At 27.4% G+C, this 22,746-nt stretch carries 22 protein-coding genes and 1 tRNA gene; 7 read left to right on the top strand and 16 right to left on the bottom strand.

What is annotated here, in order from left to right:
- Positions 1-40 precede the first annotated feature (40 nt).
- Genes radA through A2J15_RS00955 form a run of 3 tightly spaced genes read right to left on the bottom strand, consistent with a single transcriptional unit; the run spans position 41 to position 2,804 of the window.
- Positions 41-1,381 carry a DNA repair protein RadA gene (gene radA, locus A2J15_RS00965; protein WP_066776288.1) on the bottom strand — a complete coding sequence of 447 codons (1,341 nt, stop codon included), beginning with the start codon at positions 1,379-1,381 and terminating at the stop codon, positions 41-43.
- Positions 1,381-2,247, bottom strand: coding sequence for a signal recognition particle-docking protein FtsY (gene ftsY / locus A2J15_RS00960; RefSeq protein WP_066776286.1), 867 nt, complete (start codon positions 2,245-2,247; stop codon positions 1,381-1,383). The genes radA and ftsY overlap by 1 nt, the downstream gene beginning before the upstream one ends.
- Positions 2,247-2,804, bottom strand: a complete 558-nt coding sequence (locus A2J15_RS00955; protein ID WP_066776284.1) for a TlpA family protein disulfide reductase — start codon at positions 2,802-2,804, stop codon at positions 2,247-2,249. Before A2J15_RS00955 ends, ftsY begins: the two co-directional genes overlap by 1 nt.
- A 93-nt stretch (positions 2,805-2,897) precedes the next feature.
- Between A2J15_RS00955 and A2J15_RS00950 the strand changes: the two genes are divergently transcribed.
- Genes A2J15_RS00950 through A2J15_RS00935 form a run of 4 tightly spaced genes read left to right on the top strand, consistent with a single transcriptional unit; the run spans position 2,898 to position 6,824 of the window.
- Positions 2,898-3,524 carry a 5-formyltetrahydrofolate cyclo-ligase gene (locus tag A2J15_RS00950; protein ID WP_066776282.1) on the top strand — a complete coding sequence of 209 codons (627 nt, stop codon included), beginning with the start codon at positions 2,898-2,900 and terminating at the stop codon, positions 3,522-3,524.
- On the top strand, positions 3,445-4,998 hold the full coding sequence (gene rny / locus A2J15_RS00945) for a ribonuclease Y (protein WP_066776280.1): 1,554 nt from the start codon (positions 3,445-3,447) through the stop codon (positions 4,996-4,998). Before A2J15_RS00950 ends, rny begins: the two co-directional genes overlap by 80 nt.
- A 9-nt stretch (positions 4,999-5,007) precedes the next feature.
- Positions 5,008-5,565: a DedA family protein gene (locus A2J15_RS00940; RefSeq protein ID WP_066776278.1), complete on the top strand. Its 558-nt coding sequence runs from the start codon at positions 5,008-5,010 to the stop codon at positions 5,563-5,565.
- Positions 5,565-6,824, top strand: a complete 1,260-nt coding sequence (locus A2J15_RS00935; protein ID WP_066776272.1) for a ComEC/Rec2 family competence protein — start codon at positions 5,565-5,567, stop codon at positions 6,822-6,824. Before A2J15_RS00940 ends, A2J15_RS00935 begins: the two co-directional genes overlap by 1 nt.
- Here A2J15_RS00935 and A2J15_RS00930 read toward each other — a convergent pair.
- From A2J15_RS00930 to A2J15_RS00920, 3 genes are read right to left on the bottom strand one after another with little or no spacing between them, the layout of a single operon-like run.
- Entirely contained in the window at positions 6,768-7,574 is an 807-nt protein-coding gene (locus tag A2J15_RS00930) for a YihY/virulence factor BrkB family protein (protein ID WP_066776270.1), read from the bottom strand. The two genes, A2J15_RS00935 and A2J15_RS00930, sit on opposite strands and share 57 nt — an antisense overlap.
- A gap of 11 nt (positions 7,575-7,585) precedes the next feature.
- Positions 7,586-8,968, bottom strand: coding sequence for an FAD-linked oxidase C-terminal domain-containing protein (locus A2J15_RS00925; protein WP_066776268.1), 1,383 nt, complete (start codon positions 8,966-8,968; stop codon positions 7,586-7,588).
- On the bottom strand, positions 8,965-9,684 hold the full coding sequence (locus A2J15_RS00920) for a plasminogen-binding N-terminal domain-containing protein (protein WP_066776448.1): 720 nt from the start codon (positions 9,682-9,684) through the stop codon (positions 8,965-8,967). The genes A2J15_RS00925 and A2J15_RS00920 overlap by 4 nt, the downstream gene beginning before the upstream one ends.
- Positions 9,685-9,822: 138 nt before the next feature.
- Between A2J15_RS00920 and pgp5 the strand changes: the two genes are divergently transcribed.
- Positions 9,823-10,983, top strand: coding sequence for a peptidoglycan metallopeptidase Pgp5 (gene pgp5, locus A2J15_RS00915; protein ID WP_066776266.1), 1,161 nt, complete (start codon positions 9,823-9,825; stop codon positions 10,981-10,983).
- Here pgp5 and A2J15_RS00910 read toward each other — a convergent pair.
- Genes A2J15_RS00910 through A2J15_RS00895 form a run of 4 tightly spaced genes read right to left on the bottom strand, consistent with a single transcriptional unit; the run spans position 10,980 to position 14,971 of the window.
- Complete coding sequence (locus tag A2J15_RS00910) at positions 10,980-11,183, bottom strand: hypothetical protein (protein ID WP_066776263.1); 204 nt, start codon at positions 11,181-11,183, stop codon at positions 10,980-10,982. The two genes, pgp5 and A2J15_RS00910, sit on opposite strands and share 4 nt — an antisense overlap.
- A gap of 2 nt (positions 11,184-11,185) precedes the next feature.
- Complete coding sequence (locus A2J15_RS00905; RefSeq protein ID WP_066776260.1) at positions 11,186-11,866, bottom strand: purine nucleoside phosphorylase YfiH/LACC1 family protein; 681 nt, start codon at positions 11,864-11,866, stop codon at positions 11,186-11,188.
- Positions 11,830-12,438 carry a riboflavin synthase gene (gene ribE / locus A2J15_RS00900; protein WP_066776249.1) on the bottom strand — a complete coding sequence of 203 codons (609 nt, stop codon included), beginning with the start codon at positions 12,436-12,438 and terminating at the stop codon, positions 11,830-11,832. The genes A2J15_RS00905 and ribE overlap by 37 nt, the downstream gene beginning before the upstream one ends.
- 10 nt (positions 12,439-12,448) lie before the next feature.
- On the bottom strand, positions 12,449-14,971 hold the full coding sequence (locus tag A2J15_RS00895; RefSeq protein ID WP_066776246.1) for a translocation/assembly module TamB domain-containing protein: 2,523 nt from the start codon (positions 14,969-14,971) through the stop codon (positions 12,449-12,451).
- A gap of 163 nt (positions 14,972-15,134) precedes the next feature.
- Between A2J15_RS00895 and groES the strand changes: the two genes are divergently transcribed.
- Entirely contained in the window at positions 15,135-15,395 is a 261-nt protein-coding gene (gene groES, locus A2J15_RS00890) for a co-chaperone GroES (RefSeq protein WP_066776243.1), read from the top strand.
- Between the two features lie 11 nt (positions 15,396-15,406).
- A complete protein-coding gene (groL, locus tag A2J15_RS00885) occupies positions 15,407-17,035 on the top strand; it encodes a chaperonin GroEL (RefSeq protein WP_066776238.1) in 1,629 nt (542 codons plus the stop codon).
- Positions 17,036-17,068: 33 nt separating this feature from the next.
- Here the strand turns inward: groL and dccS are convergent, their stop codons facing one another.
- The 6 genes from dccS to htrA all read right to left on the bottom strand — a co-directional run bounded on the left by dccS (position 17,069) and on the right by htrA (position 22,705).
- Positions 17,069-18,259 (bottom strand): two-component system sensor histidine kinase DccS, encoded by a 1,191-nt coding sequence (dccS, locus tag A2J15_RS00880; RefSeq protein WP_066776236.1) that lies wholly within the window; start codon positions 18,257-18,259, stop codon positions 17,069-17,071.
- Positions 18,252-18,917, bottom strand: coding sequence for a two-component system response regulator DccR (gene dccR / locus A2J15_RS00875; protein WP_066776233.1), 666 nt, complete (start codon positions 18,915-18,917; stop codon positions 18,252-18,254). Before dccR ends, dccS begins: the two co-directional genes overlap by 8 nt.
- Positions 18,918-19,132: 215 nt before the next feature.
- Positions 19,133-19,207, bottom strand: a tRNA-Asn gene (locus A2J15_RS00870).
- 82 nt (positions 19,208-19,289) lie between these two features.
- Positions 19,290-20,537, bottom strand: coding sequence for an ArsS family sensor histidine kinase (locus tag A2J15_RS00865; RefSeq protein WP_066776230.1), 1,248 nt, complete (start codon positions 20,535-20,537; stop codon positions 19,290-19,292).
- Positions 20,534-21,208, bottom strand: coding sequence for a response regulator transcription factor (locus A2J15_RS00860; protein WP_002777451.1), 675 nt, complete (start codon positions 21,206-21,208; stop codon positions 20,534-20,536). The genes A2J15_RS00865 and A2J15_RS00860 overlap by 4 nt, the downstream gene beginning before the upstream one ends.
- Before the next feature lie 75 nt (positions 21,209-21,283).
- On the bottom strand, positions 21,284-22,705 hold the full coding sequence (gene htrA, locus A2J15_RS00855) for a serine protease HtrA (RefSeq protein ID WP_066776227.1): 1,422 nt from the start codon (positions 22,703-22,705) through the stop codon (positions 21,284-21,286).
- Positions 22,706-22,746 lie beyond the last annotated feature (41 nt).

Below are 22,746 nucleotides of genomic sequence, written 5' to 3'. Positions count from 1 at the left end.
GTTTTATATAATTTTTACAATAATTTATTATGATTTTTAATCACATCCATTCTAAAACCTGAATAAGCTCTTTCATCACAAAACACTTAAGCCCTGTATCTTCTAAAGGCTTAGAAGGAATAATAGCATTTTTAAATTTTTGCATCTTAACTTCTTTTAAACGCGTATCAAGACTAAACACTTCTCTAATTTCTCCATTTAAACTAAGCTCACCTATAAAAACACTATCCTTACTTAAAGGACGATTTTTAAAACTAGAAATAATAGCTGCAACCACTGCTAAATCAGCTCCAGTTTCATTTACTCTTACCCCACCGCTTATATTTACAAATACATCATAATGTCCTAAAGAAATTTCAAGTTTTCTTTCAAGTAAAGCTAAAAGCATATCAAGACGATTTTTTTCATAACCTGTAGCACTGCGTTTAGGATAAGAACTTTCACAAACTAAAGCTTGAATTTCTAAAACCAAAGCACGAGAACCTTCCATTACAACACCTAAAGCACTTCCTGAAGTAGCTTTTCCTCGAGTAAAAAATCGATTTGCTAAATCTTTTGCACTCATTAAACCCTTACTTGTCATTTCAAAAATTCCTACTTCACTAGTACCTCCAAAACGATTTTTAAACCCTCTTAAAAGTCTAATTTCCTTAGTTGCATCACCTTCAAAATAAAGCACTACATCAACCATATGCTCAAGCACCCTAGGACCTGCAATAGCTCCTTCTTTAGTAATATGACCTATGATAAAAGTACTAATATTAAAAGCTTTGCTAACACGCATGAGTTCAAAAGTAATTTCACGCACTTGAGTAATACTGCCTGCTGCTGAAGTGATTTTATTAGAATACAAAGTTTGTATAGAATCAATAATAAGAATTTTATAATCATTCTTATGCAATTCTTCTAAAATATTTTCAAGACAAAGCTCAGTAAGTAAAAATAAATTAGGTGTATTAGCTTCAAGTCTATCAGCTCTTAATTTAATTTGAGCCTTACTTTCCTCCCCGCTAACATATAAAACTTTTTTAGCTTTTTTAGCTAAATTTGAAGCAATTTTTAATAAAAGCGTAGATTTACCTACTCCAGGGCTACCGCCTATAAGTACTAAGCTTCCCTCAACCAAACCTCCACCCAAAACCAAATCAAGTTCATTATCGCCAGTAGCACATCTTGTAAAATGTTCAAGTTCTACATTTTCTATACAAACAGCTTGACTAGGCTTATGAGATAAGCAAGCTATATCTTTTAAGACTTTAATTTGTTCAGCTTTTAGTTCTACAAAGCTATCCCAAGATCCACATTCTGGACATTTTCCAAGCCACTTACTTTGTTGATTTGCACAAGCTTGACATTCAAAAATTACTTTATGTTTTGCCATTAATCAAAAATAGGATCTAATAAAGTATCTAAATAAGCATTTGCATCAAATTCTTGCAAATGTGTCATTTGCTCACCCACTCCCATATATAAAATAGGAAGCTCAAGTTCTCTTGTTACGCCAAAAAGTGCTCCACCTTTAGCTGTGCCATCAAGTTTAGTAATAATAACTCCATCAAGCTTTACAAGATCATTAAAAGCTTTTGCTTGTAAAATTCCAGCATTTCCTTGAGTACCATCAAGAACTAAGATTTTTCTATGTGGAGCACCTTCTAAAGCTTTATTAGAAATTCTCACAATCTTTTCAAGCTCACTAGCTAAATTCTTTTGATTTTGCAAGCGTCCGGCTGTATCAATAATAACCCTATCAAAACCTTTTGCTATAGCCTTACTAATAGTATCATAAGCTACAGCAGAAGGATCATGACCTTGTTGGGTTAAAACTATTTCAACCCCAACTTTCTCAGACCAAAGTCTCAATTGCTCAATAGCCCCTGCTCTAAAAGTATCACAAGCTCCTAAAATAACTTTTTGATTTTGTTCCTTATAAAGATATGCAAGCTTAGCAATACTTGTTGTTTTACCTGCACCATTAACACCCAAAATAAGATCTACAAAAGGTTTATTATAAGGTTTTTTCAACGTTTCATAAAGAAAATAAGAACTCATCACGCGTTTTAAATCCGCTTTTTTAACTTCATTTTGAGGCGGTAAATAATAAATAATTTCTTCTACTATCTCATAACTTACATCTGCTTCAAGCAAAATTTCTTCAAGCAACTCCTTAGTTATTTTTTTATTTTCACCTTTAATGTTAATTATACTTTCAAGAGTTTTACCTAATCCTTTTTTTAAAAAATCAAACATTAAAATACAGCCTTTTGTATATCAATTTCTAACATTTCCTCAGGAATGAGTCCTAAATATTGATTAATTAATTGAGAATCTTTGTTGTAAAGAAACATAGTAGGAATGCCATTTATTTTACCTAAAGCCTTAACTAAAAGATAATTATTTTCACCATTAGCTATTTTATAAACTATTTTGTGCTGATTTATGAAATTTTTAATTTCATCATTTGTCTTATCTTCTAATAAAACTCCTATTATATCAAAATCATTTTTATATTTTTCTTGCAATTTATTAAGATGTGGAATTTCAGCAATACAAGGACTACACCAAGTTGTAAAAAATACCAATAAAATAGCCTTGTTTTTATAAATAAAATTTATATCTTGATCTTCTTTTTTTATTAAAAAAGAAGATCCATCAATTAAACTAAGATTAAATTTCATATCATCACTTTGTGATAAGGTAAATTCCATGCTTATATTTGTATCTTTTTGTTGCTTTTTTTTATCATCACCACAGGCAACAAATAAATAAATTATCAGCATTAATGAAAATATTTTTTTAATTTTCATAGATTATATTTATTCCTTTTTAATTCTCAATTTATAAAAAATGGTAAAATTATAACATATATAAGATAATAAGTTTTTAAAAGGCATTTATTCATGAAAAAAACAGAATTTAGAAATTTACAAAAAATGCGTTTGTTAAAACATAAAAAACAAAATTTTAAGCAAGATTTTAAAATATTTCAAGAATGCTTAAAAATTATTAAATTACTTAAACCTAAAAATATTTTAATTTTTATTCCCTTAGACTATGAACCTAATTTCTTAAAATTTCGTCATATTCTTAATAAAAATTATAAACTTTTTGTTCCATTTATGCAAGATAAAAGTTTAAAAATTGTAAAATTAAGACTGCCTTTTATTAAAAAAAGGTTTGGGGTTTTAGAGCCCATGAATTCTTTTTTAAAAACAAAAATTGACATGGCTATTGTGCCTGTTATTGGCGTTGATAAAAATTTAAAAAGAATAGGACATGGACAAGGTTTTTATGATAGATTTTTTGAAAATTTAAACTACAAACCTCATATAATATTTGTCCAAAGTATTGATGCTTTAAGTCAGTATAATTTAACGCAAAAGCATGATATTTCTGGAAAATTATATATAAACCCTTATAAAAAATATTATAAGAAAGAAAGAAAAAATGATAGAAGCACTTATCGCATGTATAACCGCTATAATTGGACTTGGTGTAGGATATTTCATTGCAAAAAAAATCAATGATACTAAATATGAAATTTTTGTAGAACAAGCTAAAGCTAAGGCTAAAGCCATAGAATATGAAGCAGAGCTTATTTTAAAAGATGCTAACAATTCTATTTTAAATGCAGAATTAGAAGTGAAAAAAAAATATGAAGAAAAAGCTCATAAAATTCAAAAAGATTTTAATCAAAAACTTGATGATCTTTCCAAAAAAGAACAAAAACTTCAACAAGAAGAAGAGAAATTAAAAGAAGACAAAGAACAACTTTCTAAATCTAAAAAACAAATACAAGATTTAGAATTTGATGTGAATAAATTGAAAATGAATTATCAGGCAAAACTTGATGATGTTTTAAAAATTTTAGAACACTCCACAGGATTTACACAAAACGAAGCTAAAGAAATTATTCTTAAAAAAGTAGAAGAAAATTCTCGTGAACAAATCGCACATATAGTAAGAAAATATGAAGAAGAAGCAAAAAATGAAGCCAAAAAAAAGGCAAATTATATTATAGCACAAGCTACTTCTCGTTTTGCTGGCGAATTTGCTGCTGAAAGGCTTATTAATGTTATTAATATTAAAAATGATGATCTTAAAGGTCGTATTATTGGTAAAGAAGGACGTAATGTTAAAACCTTAGAAATGGTTTTGGGAGTAGATATTATCATTGATGACACCCCAGGGGCTATCATTGTAAGCTGTTTTAACCTTTATCGTCGTGTTATTGCTACGAAAGTTATTGAACTTTTAGTTGAAGATGGAAGAATTCAACCTGCACGTATAGAAGAAATTCATGAAAAAGTTTGCAAAGAATTTGATAATGCTATTTTAGAAGAAGGTGAAAACATAATTATGGATTTAGGTTTAAGTAAAATACATCCTGAAATTGTTAAACTCATAGGCAAATTAAAATACCGTGCAAGTTATGGACAAAATGCTTTAGCTCATTCTTTAGAAGTAGCTCATTTAGCAGGAATTATTGCTGCTGAATGCGGTGGTGATGAAAATTTAGCTCGCCGTGCTGGAATTTTACATGATATAGGTAAAGCCCTCACTCATGATTTTGAAGGATCCCATGTAGACTTAGGAGCTGAACTTTGTAAACGCTACAAAGAACATCCAGTAGTGATTAATGCTATTTATGCACACCATGGACATGAAGAAGCAATAAGCATAGAATCTGCTGCTGTTTGTGCGGCTGATACTTTAAGCGCTGCAAGACCTGGAGCTAGACGAGAAGTTTTAGAAGTTTTTCTTAAAAGAGTAAGCGAACTCGAAGAGATTGCTAAAAGCAAAGAAGGGATTAAAAATGCTTATGCAATAAATGCTGGAAGAGAAATTCGCGTTATAGCAAATGCTCAATTACTCAATGATGATGAAAGCGTGCTCTTGGCAAAAGAAATAGCAGCTGAGATTCAAGAAAAAATGCAATATCCTGGAGAAATTAAAGTTAATGTTATACGTGAATTAAGAGCTGTAGAATACGCTAAGTAAAGGTCTATAATGCAAGATATGATAGATACTTTAATTAAATATGGCTATATTATTTTATTTTTTTATTCTTTAGGTGGAGGAATGGTTGGAATTTTAGCCGCAGGGGTTTTAAGCTCTCAAGGTAAAATGGATCTTAGCTTTTGCATTATTTTAGCTTTTGTTGGTAATACTATAGGCTCAACCTTGCTTTTTATTCTTGGTAAATATTATAAAAAAGATATTATGCCTTATTTTAAAAAACACCGACGTAAACTAGCCCTTGCCATGATAAAAATTAAACAATATGGAATAATTTTACTTATTAGTCAAAAATTCATTTATGGCTTAAAAACTTTTATTCCCATAGCAGCAGGTATAGCAAAATATAATTTTACTCATTTTTTTATAATTAATACTTTAGCAAGTTTAGCATGGGCTTTTATTCTAGGTCTTATTTCTTACCTTTTTGGGCATGTTATTCAAACTATTTTTAATAAGCTTAGCTTATATCCTTATGCTGCACCTTTATTTTTATTTGTACTTGCAGGAGCAATCTGGCTTTACCTAAATAAATTTTCTAAAAAATAATGCCTTTATGGAATTCTTTTTATTTAATTTTAAAAGAATTTCGTTATTTCTTTTTATGTGTTTTTATTATTTTCACTTTTAATATTATTTTAGAATATTACAATTTTTTAAATTTCAAAAGTCAAAAACATTATTCTATAGATAATGCTTTGTTAATAAATCAATACACAAAAAATAATAAAAATAATAAAAAATACTGGGTTTTAAAAATACAAACTCAAAATTTTACCCTTTATACAACAAGTTTTAAGGATTTAAATTTAAACAAAAATCAATACCTTAATCTTAAAATCATAACCAAAAATATCAATTTTAAAGATTATCTTAGTAAAAATTTTTATGCGCCTGCTTATGATTTTAAGAAACTCAAGGAGAAAAAATATAATTTTATTATTTCTTATTTTTTAAACCAACACAGCAATAAAAAAATACGTGAATTTTATGGCGCATTATTTTTTGCATTACCTGTATCTTTAGAATTAAGAAATGATGTAAATTATTATGGTATAGCTCATTTAATAGCAATTAGTGGTTATCACATAGGCTTGCTTTTTAGTTTAATTTTTTTTATTTTAACTCCCTTTTATAGTTTTTTACAAAAAAGATATTTTCCTTATAGAAATTTACGTTTTGATTTAAGTATTTTAGTTTTTTTATTATTATTATCTTATTCTTATTTGATAGGCTTTGTTCCTTCTTATATCCGCTCTTTAATTATGAGTATTTGGATTTTTTATTTAGCATGTAAAAATATAAAAATTATTAATTTTTTCACTCTTTTTTCTAGTATTTTATTATGTATATGCCTTTATCCTAGACTTTTATTTAATATAGGATTTTTATTTTCTATTTTAGGGATTTTTTATATTTTTTTATACATACATCATTTTTCAAAACAATTTAATAACTTTATAAACATCATTTTTATTAATATTTGGACTTTTTTTGCTATGGTTTTACCAGTACTTTATTTTTTTCCCTTAATAAGCTATCAGCAAATTTTAAGTATTATTCTTAGTGGATTTTTCATTATATTTTACCCCTTAGTATTGTTCTTACATTTTATAAACCATGGAAACTTATTTGATTGGATTTTAAATGATTTTTTCAAATTTAAACTTTATGGGACTTATATAAATATTCCTTTTTGGATCTTTATAAATTATCTTCTTATTTCTTTAATATCAATACGTTTTAAAATTTTATCGCTTTTTTGTATTTTTGCGAATTTTATTCCCTTCATTATAATTATGATTTAAAAAATAATAAAATTTAAGCCCAAAAAGATAAATAATCCAAGAAATATAAATCCAAATGAAAAAAAATAAAATAGTAGAAAAAGATCCATAAACACTAGCATAAGTTTTATTATAAACCACATAATATACAAATAAATTTTTCACTATATACCAAATAGCTCCAGCACCAAAAGAAACAAAAAATAAACTTCTAAAACTACCTTTATGAACAGAACTTGAATAAGATATCAAAAACAAAATCCAAATAATAGCAAAAGGTAAAATTTCAAAAAAATTAAAAGCTATGTGATAATCATCTAAGGTTTTTTGAATAAAACCTGAAATATAAAAACTAAGTCCAAGACCTAAAGGCACAAGAGTTAAAAGCGTCCAGTATGAACTAATACTTTGCCAAAGACCTTTAGATTCATTTTTAGTAATACTTTTAATCACAAAATCATAGCCTGAAAAAAAGGCTAAGGATGTGAAAACCATAGCAATAAGTCCAACTATACCTAAATTAACACTATTTTTTAAAAAAGTATCAATATAAGTAGCTACGAGATCTTGTTGCGCAGGTATTAAAAAAGTAAAAATGACTTGTTTAGCCCTTTCATAATAAGCCTTAAAGCTAGAAATTTGAGTAAATACTGAAAAACATACAAACAATATAGGTATTAAAGATAATACAGTATAAAAACTTAAAGATGCTGCATAATTTAAAATCTCTTTATCACGTAAATAAAATAAAATAGTAAAAATTTTTTTCAATTTTTTCCTTATTAAAGTCCCATTTTAAAGGGATTAAGAATATTCTTTGGATCAAAAGCTTTTTTAATATTTCTCATTAATTCCATTTCAGCATCAGAAAAAGCTAAATTCATAAAAGGGGCTTTAGAAAGTCCTATTCCATGTTCTCCACTTAAAGTTCCTCCAAGATCTATAGTCAGTCTAAAAATTTCCTCAACAGCCTCATAAGCTCTTTTTACTTGTTCTTTATCATTTTTATCACAAACCATAACATTTGTATGCACATTTCCATCTCCAGTATGCCCAAAACATGGTATCTTAAAACCATATTTTTTAGAAATTGCATCTATACCTTCAAGCAAATCAGGAAGTTTAGAACGAGGAACAGTAATATCTTCATTAAGTTTTAAATTCCCATATATAGCTATACTTTGAGAACAATTTCTTCTAATAAACCAAATATCTGCAGCTTCTTTTTCATCTTTTGCTATTTTAAATTCGCTAGCTCCGGCTTCTAAAAAATGATATTCTAAATTTTTTAAATCTTCATCAATAGCTTCTTTAACATTACCATCTACATCAGCTATTAAAATAGCACCCGCATCCATAGGTAAACCTTTTTGAAATTTTTGCTCCACTGCTTGAATGCTAAGTTTATCTAAAAACTCCATAGATACAGGGCTTATACCACTTGCAAGGCTTTTATAAACAGCATTCATAGCACTTTTTACACTTGGAAAAATAGAAAAAGTTGTTTTTGTAAATTTAGGTAAAGGGACAAGTTTTAAAGTAAGTTCACTTAAAACTGCCAAAGAACCCTCGCTAGCAATCAAAATACCTGCTAAATTATAACCTGCAACATCTTTAATAGTTCTTTTACCTGCACGAATTAATTCTCCACTAGGCAAAATAGCTCTTAAAGCCATTACATAATCTTTTGTAATCCCATATTTTGCAGCTCTCATACCACCAGCATTTTCACTCACATTCCCACCTAAACTTGAATATTCCATACTAGCAGGATCAGGTGGATAAAAAAGACCATATTTGGCTACTTCTTTTTGCAAATGCATATTAATAACACCAGGTTGCACAACTGCTACTAAATTTTCTAAATCAATTTCTAAAATTTTATTCATATGCTTTTCAAAAGCAAGTACTATGCCTCCATTAACAGCTAAAGCACCGCCTGTAAAGCCAGATCCAGAACCTCGAGGTATGACTATAATATTATTTTCATTACAAAATTTTAAAATCTTAATAATATCTTCTTCAGATCTTGGAAATAGCACTCCATCGGGCAAATAATGCTTTCTTGTTGCATCATAACTATAAGCTCTTTTATGAATATCATCAAAATAAGCATTTTCATCACCCAAAAGTGTTTTAAAATATTGCTCAAATTCTTTTTTCATTGATTTATTGCCTTAGTTAAATTAATTAAAGCATTATAATATTGATAATAATTTCCTATTTCTTGAGAAGAAAAATCAAAAAAATTAGCTTTATAACCTTCTATACGCGAATAAAATGGTATTTGAACACTATTTGCTTTTTGTATAGGTACTTCATAAAGTTTATTAAAATTTTGACAATCCACAAATTGTGCTTTATTTTCTAAAGCTATAACCAAAATTCCAACTGCATTATCAGCACAAAAGCGTCTAAAATCTGAACGCTTAGGAGAAAGGGTCGCTGTTTTAATTAACTGTGCCCCAAAAATATCAATGTGAGTAAAATATATCTGAGGAAATTTTTCAACAAGTTGTTTATAAATTTGCTCATTAGGTGCAATAATTAAACCTCTATCGTAAAGAAAATTTAAAATAACCTCATCACCTATTTGAGGCAATACATTTGGTAAAGGTAGCGCTTCTTGTTGAAGATCAGAAAAAACACCAAATTGCAATTTCGCTAAACCATTTTCTTTGGCAACAACATTTACTCTTGCTATAATACTTTGCGAGTTTTTAAAATGCTGTACTACTATTCCACTTGAATGAAGTTTAATATTAGAACTATCTTTAATATAGCCGTAAATATCATCAACTTTTAAAAGTTTATCTTTTACAGGTTTTAAATCAAATTCAAATGCAAAAAGACTTAAATTTAAAACCAAAAAATACACCATAATCTTAAGCAAATTTGCTCCTTAAATAAAAAATTAAAATTCAAATTATAATCCTTTTTTGTTAAGTAATTGTAAGAAAAATAAAGTAAAATATAGCTTTATAAATTCAAAAAATTCTTTATAAATTAAGGTTATCCCATGAAAAAATTATTATTTTTATTTATCTTTGTAGTCCAAAGTTTTGCAGCTTTAAGCGTTGAAGAACTTACTTGGGACAATGGAGATACCCTTCTTAAATTTCTACAAAGAAATTCTATACCTATGTCACTTTATTATGGACTTGACAAAGAAGATCAAGAACTTGCTTCTGATATAGCTTACAAAATAAAATATCAAGTTTTAAAAGATGAAAATAATAATATAGAACAAGTTCTAATACCTATTAGTGATGATTTACAAATTCATATTTACAAAAATAAAAACGGACAATATACCCTTGCTTTTGCCCCTGTTTCTTATGAAAAAGAAAACAGAATTTTACATTTAACCATTAAAAATTCTGCTTATCAAGATGTCTACGAAGAAAGTGGAAGCAGCACTTTAGCACGCGCCATGGTTAGAGCTTTTAGAGGAAGTATAAATTTTCGCAATATTCAAAAAGGCGATGAAGTTATTCTTTATTATGAACAAAAAAGACGTATGGGAAAACTTTGGGGGGATATTAATATAAAAATGGCAAAAGTTGAAATTAATAAAAATCCTCAAGAAGTATTTTCCTATAATGATATCTTTTACAATCGCGATGGAAAAGAATTAGAATCCTTTTTGCTTACAAAACCTCTTAATTATACTAGAATTTCTTCTCATTTTACAACAGCAAGATACCACCCTATACTCAAACGTTATCGTGCTCATCTTGGCATAGATTACGTAGCCCCTACTGGTACACCCGTAAAAAGTGCAGGAAAAGGAGTTATCACCTTTGTAGGTACAAAAGGGGGATATGGAAATGTAATTCAAATCAAACATGATTCAGGTTATATGACTTTATACGCACATTTAAGTCGCTTTGCAAAAATCAAAAATGGACAAAAAGTCAACCAAGGACAACTTATAGCTTATGTAGGTTCAACAGGTATGAGTACAGGTCCTCACTTACATTTTGGCGTATATTTAAATAATAAAGCTATCAATCCAGCATCAGTTGTAAAAATTGCCAAATCAGAACTTAATGGAAAAGCAAAAGAAAATTTTAAACATACCATAGCTGGTTATGAAAAAATACTAAAACATGCCTTGCTTTCAAATCAAGACAACCCTCCAAAAGAAACAGAATTTGAAAATTATATAGAATTTTAATTGCTTAACAATGCTTTATCTTTTGCAGTAACTAAAGAATGAAGAAGTTTTATCAAATCTTCTTTTTCTTTATGGTCTATTTCTAAAAAATTAGCATGAATTAATTGAGTAATTAAAGCTTCATTCAACAAATCCTCATCTCCAAATTCTCTTGCTTTTTGAATAATTTTTAATACCCTTAAATCTCTTTTTTCATACATTATTATTCCTTTAAATATATTACACTTACAAAACGTTTTGTAGTTTGATTGCGACGATAAGAAAAAAAATCTTCATTTTCGAAGCTACAAATTTTACAATCTTGAATATGTCTAATACCTAAATTTTTAGCTTGAAATTTTACCAAAGCTTTTAAATCCAATTTATTTTCTTTTATAAAAGCTTGAAAATTCTGTTTAGCAAATTCTAAAATTTCTCCACTAAGCTCATAATTTTTAACACAAATACCTGGCAAAATAAAAAGATGCAAAGCATTAAAATCCAAGATTAAATTTTCTAAACAGATTTTATCCAAACATACCTTTAAAATATTTTCAAAACTTCCTTTTCTACCAGAATGTAAAGCTGCTATAATACCACTTTCATGATATAAAATTAAAGGCAAACAATCCGCACTTAAAACACACAATGCCGTATTTTTTTCCCTACTAATTAAACCATCACAAGCAAAACAATGAAAATTTTTATCATAAACCATAACCCGATTTGAATGAATTTGATCCATAAAAACACAATGTTTTATACCTTTAATACCCAAATGTGAAAAAATATTTTCATAATAAATTTTAGCCCTAAAAGAACTATAATCTTTATCATAAGCACAAAAAATACCTACTTTTTCATTGTCTAATAAAGATAAGAAATTCTGTCTATATCTTCCCATGACAATCCTTGTTTATTTTTTAGCTGGGTATAAATATAACGTGCAAATAGATCACTTTCTATATTAATTTTTCTACCTATTTGATATTTTTTAAACAAAGTTTCTTTAAAAGTAATAGGTATAATAGTTAATCTAATGCCATTATGCATAACTTCGTTAATAGTAAGACTTACTCCATCTACACCTATACTGCCTTTTTGAGCCATAAAAGGCATAGCCATCTTAGGCAAAGAAATAAAAAAATCTATACCATTTTCTTCTTTTTTAATATTTTCAAGCACACCTATAAAATCAATATGTCCTTGCATTAAATGCCCATCAATTCTATCTCCGTATCTTAAAGCAGGCTCTATATGAACTTCATTTTTTAAATTTTCAATAACAATATGCTTACGCGTCTCTTTAGAAAGTTCTACCTTAAAACCTTCTTTATCGATATTTACCACACTCAAACAAGCTCCATTAACAGCCAAACTATCCCCTAAATGTGGACGATAATTAGCCTTTAAACTTAAAATATTATCTTGATAAAATCTCACCTTTGCAATTTCTCTAATAAGTCCATTAAACATTATATTTATCCTAAAAAATACTATTTAATAATTGATCAAATGTTTTATCTATTTTATTAGATTTTTCAAGACCCTCATCTGTCTTATCCTTAATTATATTCTTAATCGAATTTATCACACTTCCTGCATTTAATTTAATCTTAGGATTTTGCACATTTCCTTTAACACTACCTTTAAAATTAGCTTTATCTAATTTTATATCAAAAGGCAAATTTAAATCCCCATTTTTTAAATTTAATATACCAGATTGAATCAAAACATAAGAACGATTTGCTTGCATATCTAAATTTAATAAGATTTTTTCTTTATTGATTAAAGCTCGAGCACTAGCCATATTATAAACATCTTTTGTAATATCTTTAAGCGTTAAAATTTTCAAAGTATTGGTAATAAGATTAGGCTTTAATTTACCTTCTTTTACATCTAAATCTACTTCTCCTTGTTGGTTTAAAAGATGGTAGTTGGCTTTAATACTTGCTTTACCTTCATATATATCTATCAAATCCAAACCTTGAGCCAAACTACTTAAATCCACATCATTTAAATTTACAAATAAAACATCATCTTTAAAGCTACTTTGAAGTTTTCCTTTAAATAAATCTGAACTATTTAAAACTAATTTTAAATTTTTATCAAAACTTAATATTCCATTAAAATCTGCCCTACCCTTTAATTTTCTATTGAATAAAAAACCTAATTTTGAAAAATCATCTATGTTCAAAACAAAATTAGAATTTAAAAGCATTTTACTTGTGTCAAAATCACCTTTAAATTGACTTAAATTAGCCAAAGAAGAATTTAAAATCGTATTAAAATAAATCATATTCTTTTTAAAATTAAATTCTGAATTTAAATTATAAACAATATTTTTAGGAAATTTTTTATTAAAAATTTTATCTAAAATTGTAGAATTCATCATACCTTTAGCTTCTAAATTCATCACACCATTTAAATGATTTGAATCTACATTGTCTAAATGTGCTTTTGCATTAATTACTCCGCTAGCATAATTTGGCATACCTGCTATAATAAAAAGCTGAGATAAGTCAAGTTTATCAATATTTAAATCAAGTTTTTTACCATTTGAATTTGCCTTTATAGTACTATTTGCCAAATTAGCATTTATATCTAAATTTTTTATTTGGACACCTAAAATGTGGATTGAAGCATCTAATTTAGCCTTAGCTTTTAAATTAGTATTTATAGCACTAAATTGAGATAAATCATCCATAAAAGCATTTAAATTAGCATTAAAATCTTTATTTTTTAAATTATAAGTACCATTTAACGCTTTAATATTTAATAAATTAGAATTTAAAATAGTATTATAAACAATATCATTATCTTTTGCATTTGCTTTAATATTTAAACTAAAAATAGTCTCTGGAAATTCTAATTTAGTTATTTTTTTAAGCTCATTTGTATTTAATTTTGCATTATCGATTTCAGCGTTAAAATCAAAATTTGAAAAATCTAAATCTGCATCAATTAATCTTGCATTTAAATTTCCATTCATTAAGCCGCCATATCCTACAAGTGCTAATATTTTTTCAAGACTTGCATTATTTATATCAACAAAAATTTTATTATTTGTTAAACCAGTCTTTATTTTGCCGCCCATACCCAAAACTTCAGCATTTAAATCAGATAAAACATAATCAATCACATGTGCTTTACCTAACACAGATACAGCTCCACTAAGTTTTGTTTTTGTGAATTTTTCTAATTTTTCAAGTGAAGGAATGTATAAGCTAAAATCTGTATCTAAATTATTATTGCTAATATCATAAAGAGTTTTTTGCGTTTGAAAAACAAGACAATCATTATAAGCTTTAGTAAGTATATAAATTTTATCATCTTTAATTTTAGCTTTTATTTGGGCCTCAAAATTAGAATTTAAGGGCAAATTTAAAGAAAAATCTCTTTTTATAGCCTCATAATTGATATAATGTGTATCAAGTTTTATGATAACATCTCCATTAGGTTTTAAATCTTGTTCTAAAATTTTAGCTTGAGCGCTTAATAAACCTTTAACATAAATAGGATAAGACAAAAATTCTAAAAAATCTTCTATTTTAAAGCTTTTTGCATCTAAATTTAAAGCAATAAGCTTATAATCATGTAATCTCATATTCAATTTTGCTTCACAACCAAATAAATAACCTTGTCCATCAACAACAAAATCATTTATTTTACCTTGAATGTTTCCCGTAAAATTTGAATTTAAAATTGAATTTTCAATAGAGTTTTGGTTTAAAGAAATTATATAATCTAGGTCAAAACCAAGTTTAAAAAAACTAATCCCACCCTTTAAACTCAAATCAACTTTATCTTCAAGATTTGCCTTGATATCAAGATTTGAAAAACCTAGTTTAATATGTGTAATATTGACATTTAAACCTGTACTTTGTTTAATTTTATTTTGGGCTATATTTGCAATTATATTATTACCAAAACTTGTAAAAAATATAATATATAAAACCATAAAAATAACAAATATTAAACTTATAAAACCATAAAAAAATTTTTTCATTTTTTTATCCTTTAGTTTATTTTATAAATAAATCTTAGTCTATTAAACTAAACTTTTATAAATATTTTTATTTAAAGTATTGACAAAATTCATTTTTTATAGTATGATTTTATCACTCAAAATTAAAGAGTGCTAAAAATTATTTTTTTAAGGATGGACAAAAATGAATTTTCAACCTTTAGGAAAACGTGTTTTAGTCAAACGCGTAGAAGAAACCAAAACAACAGCTTCTGGAATAATTATACCAGATAATGCTAAAGAAAAACCTTTAATGGGTGAAGTAGTAGCAATAAGCAAAGAAATCAATGATATATCAAATGGAGATAAAATTGTATTTGCTAAATATGGTGGAACAGAAATCAAACTTGATAATAATGAATACTTAGTTTTAAATTTAGATGATATCTTAGGAATTTTAAAATAAAAGGATAAAAAATGGCAAAAGAAATTATTTTTTCAGACGAAGCAAGAAATAAACTCTATGAAGGAGTTAAAAAGCTTAATGATGCAGTTAAAGTAACTATGGGACCACGCGGACGCAATGTATTAATTCAAAAAAGTTTTGGTGCTCCAAGTATTACTAAAGATGGTGTTAGCGTTGCAAAAGAAGTAGAACTTAAAGATGCTCTTGAAAACATGGGTGCTTCTCTTGTAAGAGAAGTAGCTAGCAAAACAGCAGATCAAGCAGGAGATGGAACAACAACTGCTACAGTATTAGCCCATGCAATTTTTAAAGAAGGTTTAAGAAATATTACAGCAGGAGCTAATCCTATAGAAGTAAAAAGAGGTATGGATAAAGCCTGCGAAGCCATTGTAAATGAACTTAAAAAACTTTCTCGTGAAGTAAAAGGTAAAAAAGAAATTGCACAAGTTGCAACAATTTCAGCTAATTCTGATGAAAAAATCGGTGCTTTAATTGCTGATGCCATGGAAAAAGTAGGTAAAGATGGGGTTATTACTGTTGAAGAAGCAAAATCAATTAATGATGAATTAAATGTTGTTGAAGGTATGCAATTTGACAGAGGCTATTTAAGTCCTTATTTTATTACCAATGCAGATAAAATGATAGCAGAGCTTTCAAATCCTTATATTTTACTTTTTGATAAAAAAATCACTAATTTAAAAGATTTACTACCTGTATTAGAACAAATTCAAAAAACAGGCAAGCCTCTTTTAATTATCGCTGAAGATATTGAAGGTGAAGCACTTGCAACCTTGGTTGTAAATAAACTTCGTGGAGTATTAAATATCTCTGCTGTAAAAGCTCCAGGTTTTGGTGATAGAAGAAAAGCCATGCTTGAAGATATAGCAATTTTAACAGGTGGAGAAGTCATTTCTGAAGAGCTTGGAAGAACACTTGAAAGCGCTACTATACAAGATCTTGGACAAGCCTCTAGTGTAATTATTGATAAAGACAATACTACTATAGTTAATGGTTCAGGTCAAAAAGCTAATATTGATGCAAGAATTAATCAAATTAAAACACAAATTGCTGAAACAACTTCAGATTATGATAAAGAAAAATTACAAGAAAGACTTGCAAAATTAAGCGGTGGAGTTGCAGTTATAAAAGTAGGTGCAGCAACAGAAACTGAAATGAAAGAGAAAAAAGATCGCGTTGATGATGCTTTAAGCGCTACTAAAGCAGCAGTTGAAGAAGGTATAGTTATTGGTGGTGGCGCAGCCTTAATTAAAGCAAAAGCTAAAATCAAACTTGATTTAAAAGGCGATGAAGCCATAGGTGCAGCTATTGTTGAAAGAGCCTTAAGAGCACCTTTAAGACAAATTGCTGAAAATGCTGGCTTTGATGCAGGAGTAGTTGTTAATAGCGTAGAAAATGCTAAAGATGAAAATACAGGTTTTGATGCTGCAAAAGGTGAATATGTTGATATGCTAGAAAGTGGCATTATAGATCCTGTTAAAGTAGAAAGAATAGCTTTACTTAATGCAGTTTCAGTAGCTAGTATGCTTTTAACAACAGAGGCAACTATTAGTGAAATTAAAGAAGATAAACCAGCTATGCCTGATATGAGTGGCATGGGTGGCATGGGTGGCATGATGTAACCCTTTTTTCAGCAAGGTAAAACCTTGCTGATTTTACCAAGTTAATGTAAAAACACTTCCTTCATTCTCTATAGATTCACAAACAATTTTAATAGCATTCTCATCACAAATTTTTTTTACCAAAGAAAGACCTATGCCAAAACCACCCTTATCAGTATTAAATCTTGCATATCTATCAAAAATACGTCCTAAATGTTTCTTGCAAATCCCATAACCTGTATCAGCAATACTTAAAAATCTCTCTTTTAAAACAATAACAATTTCTCCATTTTTTTTATTATATTTAATAGCATTACTTAAAAGATTATCTATTAATTTAGAAATTTGACTTTTAGGTGCAAAAATATATGAATAGTGCAAATCAAGCTTCAAAGTAATTTTCTTTTGCTCAAAAAAGATTTTAAAATATTCTAATCTCTCTTGAAGCAATACTTGCATATCAAATTCTTGTTTTTCATTTTCTAAAGTATGGGGAAAATTATAAAAAACAAGATCAGAATACACTTGAGATAAAGTTTTTGCAGCTAGTTTTATTCTTAAAAATTTATGATTATTTTCTAAATCTTCATGTTTAAGTTGCTCTATACTTGTTAAAATAACGCTTAATGGGGTATTTAATTCATGTGTTGAATCTTTAATAAAACTATTAAGTGTAATAATCTTATCTTCTAAAGGTTTTAAAGCAATTTTTACTAAAATATAAGCTACCAAACCCAAAATACAAAAAGCTACCAAAGAAACACCAAAAACTTTCATTCTAATCCAAAATAAATCTTTACTCACATCTTCACCTTGGATTAAAATTTGTAAGCTACCATTTATATCAATTTTTTTATTATTAATATGCCTTAAAAAATAATAATCTGTACTCATAGGAGCGAGGAAAAAAATTTTACCATCATAAATACCTTTATCTTTAAATTCAGGTTTTACTTTTTTAAGATCAAAATCTGCATTATTAAAAAGAATATTATTAACATCAAATATAGCAAATTTTAAACCTGTACTTTGAGCGATATTTTTTGCACTTAATTTTATAGGCACAAAACGAGAATTTAAAATACTAATCACAATATTTCTATGACTTTCTCTTAAAGACAAACCTTTAGATACTATCAATTCTTCATTAAGTTTTTGATACCACAAGATAAAAAAAATTGTTAAAAAAATACCTGTAGTAGTAAGGTAAATCAATAAAATTTGTCGTATAACTTTTTTAGCCATAACAATACCCTCTTCCCCTTTGATTAATAATTTTTTCTTTTCCTAAAATTTTACGTAAATTTTTTATATAAGCTCTTAAACTTAACTCACTTGGTTCTTCATCATAATCCCAAAGCTCTTCAAAAATTCTTTCTACACTTAAAAAATGATTTTTATTTTTAAGTAATAAAGACAAAAGTTTAATCTCTTTACTTGGTAAAGTCAGAGCCTTATCATTAAAATAAAGAATTTGGGAAACTAATTCAAATCTAAAACCATCTCCTAATTCTTCAAAATCTTGATTTTTATGAAAAAAAGTTCTTTTAAGCAAAGCTTTAATTCGAATAGAAAGTTCGGCTAATTCAAAAGGTTTTTTTATATAATCATCACAACCCACACTAAAACCTTCCTTTAAATCATTAGTTGTATTTAAAGATGTCATAAAAATAGCAGGAGTTTGTTTGCCACTTTCTCTTAATTCTTTAAGTAAAGAAAAACCATTACCCAAGGGTATTTTAACATCAAAAATCCAAAGATCAAAATGTTTTTCATAGGCTAAATTTAAAGCCTCTTGGGCATTATCACATAAAAATACTTCATACCCCTCCTCATTTAAGAACTCTTCAATGATTTCACTTAAGCTTAAATCATCTTCTAAAAGTAAAATTTTAGATGCCATGTTTTATCTTTCTTAAATTTGTATTCTTTATAAAAATCATTATATCAAAATCTTATAAAAATATTAAATAAAATATAAATACTATATCATATCAAGATCATTTCTTAAAATAATTCAATTTTAATCAAAGCGCTAACAAAGTATAAATCGAATAAAATTATAAGTTATTTTATAGACAGTTAAAAGAAGTATTAAAATAAAAAAAAATTAATATATGGCTCCGGATGTAGGATTCGAACCTACGACCAATCGGTTAACAGCCGACTACTCTACCGCTGAGCTAATCCGGAATGAAATAAAATGTGATTATATTGAAATTAAAGAACTTTGTCAAGGGTTTTTTACTTAAAAATACATTTTTATGTAAATTAATTATTCTTTTACAATAATATTTCTTAGATTCCTAAAATAAAATAAATTCACCCCATTTTCATATAAATAATCAAGCTTCATTCCATGGGATTCTAAAATAGTATTAACAATATAAAGTCCAAGACCAAAACTTGATTTTTGTTTTGAACCTTGAGTAAAAGCTTGAGTATAATATTCTAAAGTATTATTTAATTCCGGTCCACGATTTTTAAAACAAATATAATCATCTATAATATCAATTTGTACAAAACCATTAGCAGAGTGTTTAATACCATTATCTATCATATTTTTAATAGCAGTAGTAAAAAGCTTAAAATCTACATTAACAAAAAAACTTTCATCCATAAAAATACGTATATTATTATCATCTCGCATGGCTATTTCTTTAGCTTCATCTAAAATATCTAAAATATTATATTTTTTTCTATTGATAAAAGCTGCACCTGAAGTAATTTGCTCAATGGCTGCAAACTCATTAATAAGAATTTCAAGTCTATTAAATACACTATTTAAACGTTGTTTATACTTATTATCTTCTATCATTTCAAGAGTTAAAAGACCTTTAGTTATAGGAGTTTTAAGCTCATGCATAATATTTCTTAAAAAAAACTGACGCGATTGATTTAACTTTCTAATTTGAACAATAGCTTGATAAAAAGCTTCACTTACTTGCGAAATTTCATCCACTCCAGTACTTACATCTTCAATATCATTAAGCTTGCCTTGTGCAAATTTATCAATTTGCTTTTTTAACCTTTTAAGGGGTTTTAATTTTTTAAATATATAAATATAAAGCAGTATAAGAATGCAAATTACAGCTACAGCTATAGCCTTAATAATAAAATATCTATAAGTTTGATAATCTTGATCTTTATAAAGATGCACCTTACCATCATAAATAATATTTAAATAAACTTGCCTATTATAAGAAATAATTTCAATAAGACCATTATTAACTTCAACTCTAGCTAAAACTTCTCCTTTAAAAAGAATCCTTCGAATATATTTAGCTTCTGTTATTTCATCCATTTTATTATAATTTTTAGTTTGATCTTCAAATTCTTGTTCACTAATAACTCCTGCAAAATTTAAAAGCCTTGCATTAGCTATTAAAGAATATTTTGTATTTAATTCTCTTGTATAATTTTGCTGATCGTATTCTATTAACCATAAAAAACCTAGTATAACACTAACGCCAGCAAAAATAAAAATAAAAGTTATAGTATAAAAAATTGAAGACTTATTCATTGAGTAAGCTTATAGCCTATTCCACGAATAGAATGGATATATTTTGGAGTTTTTGGATCATCACCCATTTTTTGACGAATTCTGCTAATAATTACATCTATGCTTTTATTACTAGAATCTTCACTAATAGAAGAACAATTATAAACGAGTTCTTCACGGCTTACTACACCACCTTCTTTTTTAATTAAATAACTTAAAATATCAAATTCAGCATTAGTTAAAGTAAGTTCTTGCCCTTTCATAGTAATAATGTGCTTATATTGATCATAAACTAAATCTTTAACACTTTTTGCTATCGCACTTTTAGTATTTGAAATACGTCTTAAATGGCTTTTAATGCGCGCTTGAAGCTCTTTAGGATTATAAGGTTTTGGTAAATAATCATCAGCACCTAATTCTAAAGCATTAACTTTATCTGTAATATCATGTCTTGCACTTGAAATAATAATAGGAGTATCATATTTTTTACGAATTTCTTCACACACCTCAAGCCCATCAAGCCCTGGTAAAGAAAGATCTAAAATAATGAGCTGGTATTCTTTTAATGCAAGTTTAGAAAGCCCTATATAAGGTTCATGAGCTATATCTACTTTCATATCGAATTTTTCCAAATACTCAGCTGTAATTTCTGCTAATTCTAAATCATCTTCTATCATAAGGATATTTGTCATTACGTTCCTTTATTTTAAACTGAATTTTAATTTTAAACTAAAATTTATAACGAAAGGAAAATCCTTTCGTAAATTTTATTTAAGTATAAGTAAAGTTGCAAAACCATTACGATACACCCAAACCTTAGCAAACTCTTTTTTATTTACTTGTTTTAATGCTTGTTCTAAATCTTTTAAATTTTTAATTTCATTTTGTCCAATACCTATAATAATATCACCTTCTTGAAAACCAGAATTTTTTCCCTTGCTTTTTTCTTTAACATTATCAACTAAAACACCATTGATATCTTTTGGAATTTGTAAACGTTCTTTTAATCTAGAGTCTAAATTTTTTAAACTTAAACCATCTATTAAACCACTTTGAATTTCTTTTGGATTTTCTTTTTCTCCTTTAAGCGTAAAATTAACTTGTTTATTTTCCCCATCTCTTTCATAACTTAATGAAATTTTTTGTCCAATTTCTAATGTTCCTATATAATTTTTAAGATCAACAGGACTTTTAATCACCTTATCGTTAACTTTAATAACCAAATCACCACGTTTAAGTCCAGCTTCATCAGCACTTGATCCTTTTTGAACATCAGTGATTAAAGCTCCTTCTTGATTTTTATAAGCTTTTTTTGTATCGCCTTGTAAAGCTAAAATAGTTACACCTAAAAATCCTCTATCAATTTTACCTTTTTCTATAAGTTTTTTTGCTATATCTTTTACCATATTTGAAGGTATAGCAAAACCTATGCCATTATTTCCACCACCGCGTGATAAAATTGCAGAATTAATACCTACTAAGTACCCACGACTATCAACTAAAGCTCCCCCTGAATTGCCTGGATTAATAGACGCATCTGTTTGAATAAAGTTTTCATATTGGTTTAAACCTATATTATCCTTATTTAAAGCAGAAATAATACCACTTGTCACACTAAAACCAACTCCAAAAGGATTACCCAAAGCAAAAACAACATCTCCTTCCATTAAATCATCTGAATTACTAAAAGTAATAGCTGAAAGATTATTAAGATCAATCTTAATAACAGCTAAATCAGTTTTTGGATCCTTACCTATTAATTTAGCCTTATATTCAGTATCACTACCTAATAAATTCACACTAATACTATCTGCATCATCTACAACATGATTATTAGTTACAATATAACCATCTTTTGAAATAATCACACCAGAACCCAAAGAACTCACTACTTCCTTATCACTTTTACCTTTTCTTTGAGGAAAATCAAAATCAAAAAATTGCTTAAAATACGGATCATTAAAAAAATCGTCTAATGGACTTGGACGATTAATCCTAGTAATAGTTTTAGAAGTAGATATGTTAACAACGGATTTTTTAGCATCTTTAATAGCATCATGATAAGAAAGCACAATATTATTTCCAGCTGCTGGATTAACGCGATTAACACTTGTAGTTGACTCATTAAAATGAATATTTGCAGCAAATAGCGCACTAGCTAAACCTAATAATAAAATAATTTTTTTCATTTTACTTCCTTTACTTTTTAAAATACATTCATTGCGTAAAA

This window comes from Campylobacter hepaticus, from assembly GCF_001687475.2.
In the GTDB taxonomy this organism is placed as follows: Bacteria; Campylobacterota; Campylobacteria; order Campylobacterales; family Campylobacteraceae; genus Campylobacter_D; species Campylobacter_D hepaticus.
Note: the sequence above shows the minus strand (reverse complement) of the source record. Positions and strands in the feature narration are given on the sequence as shown.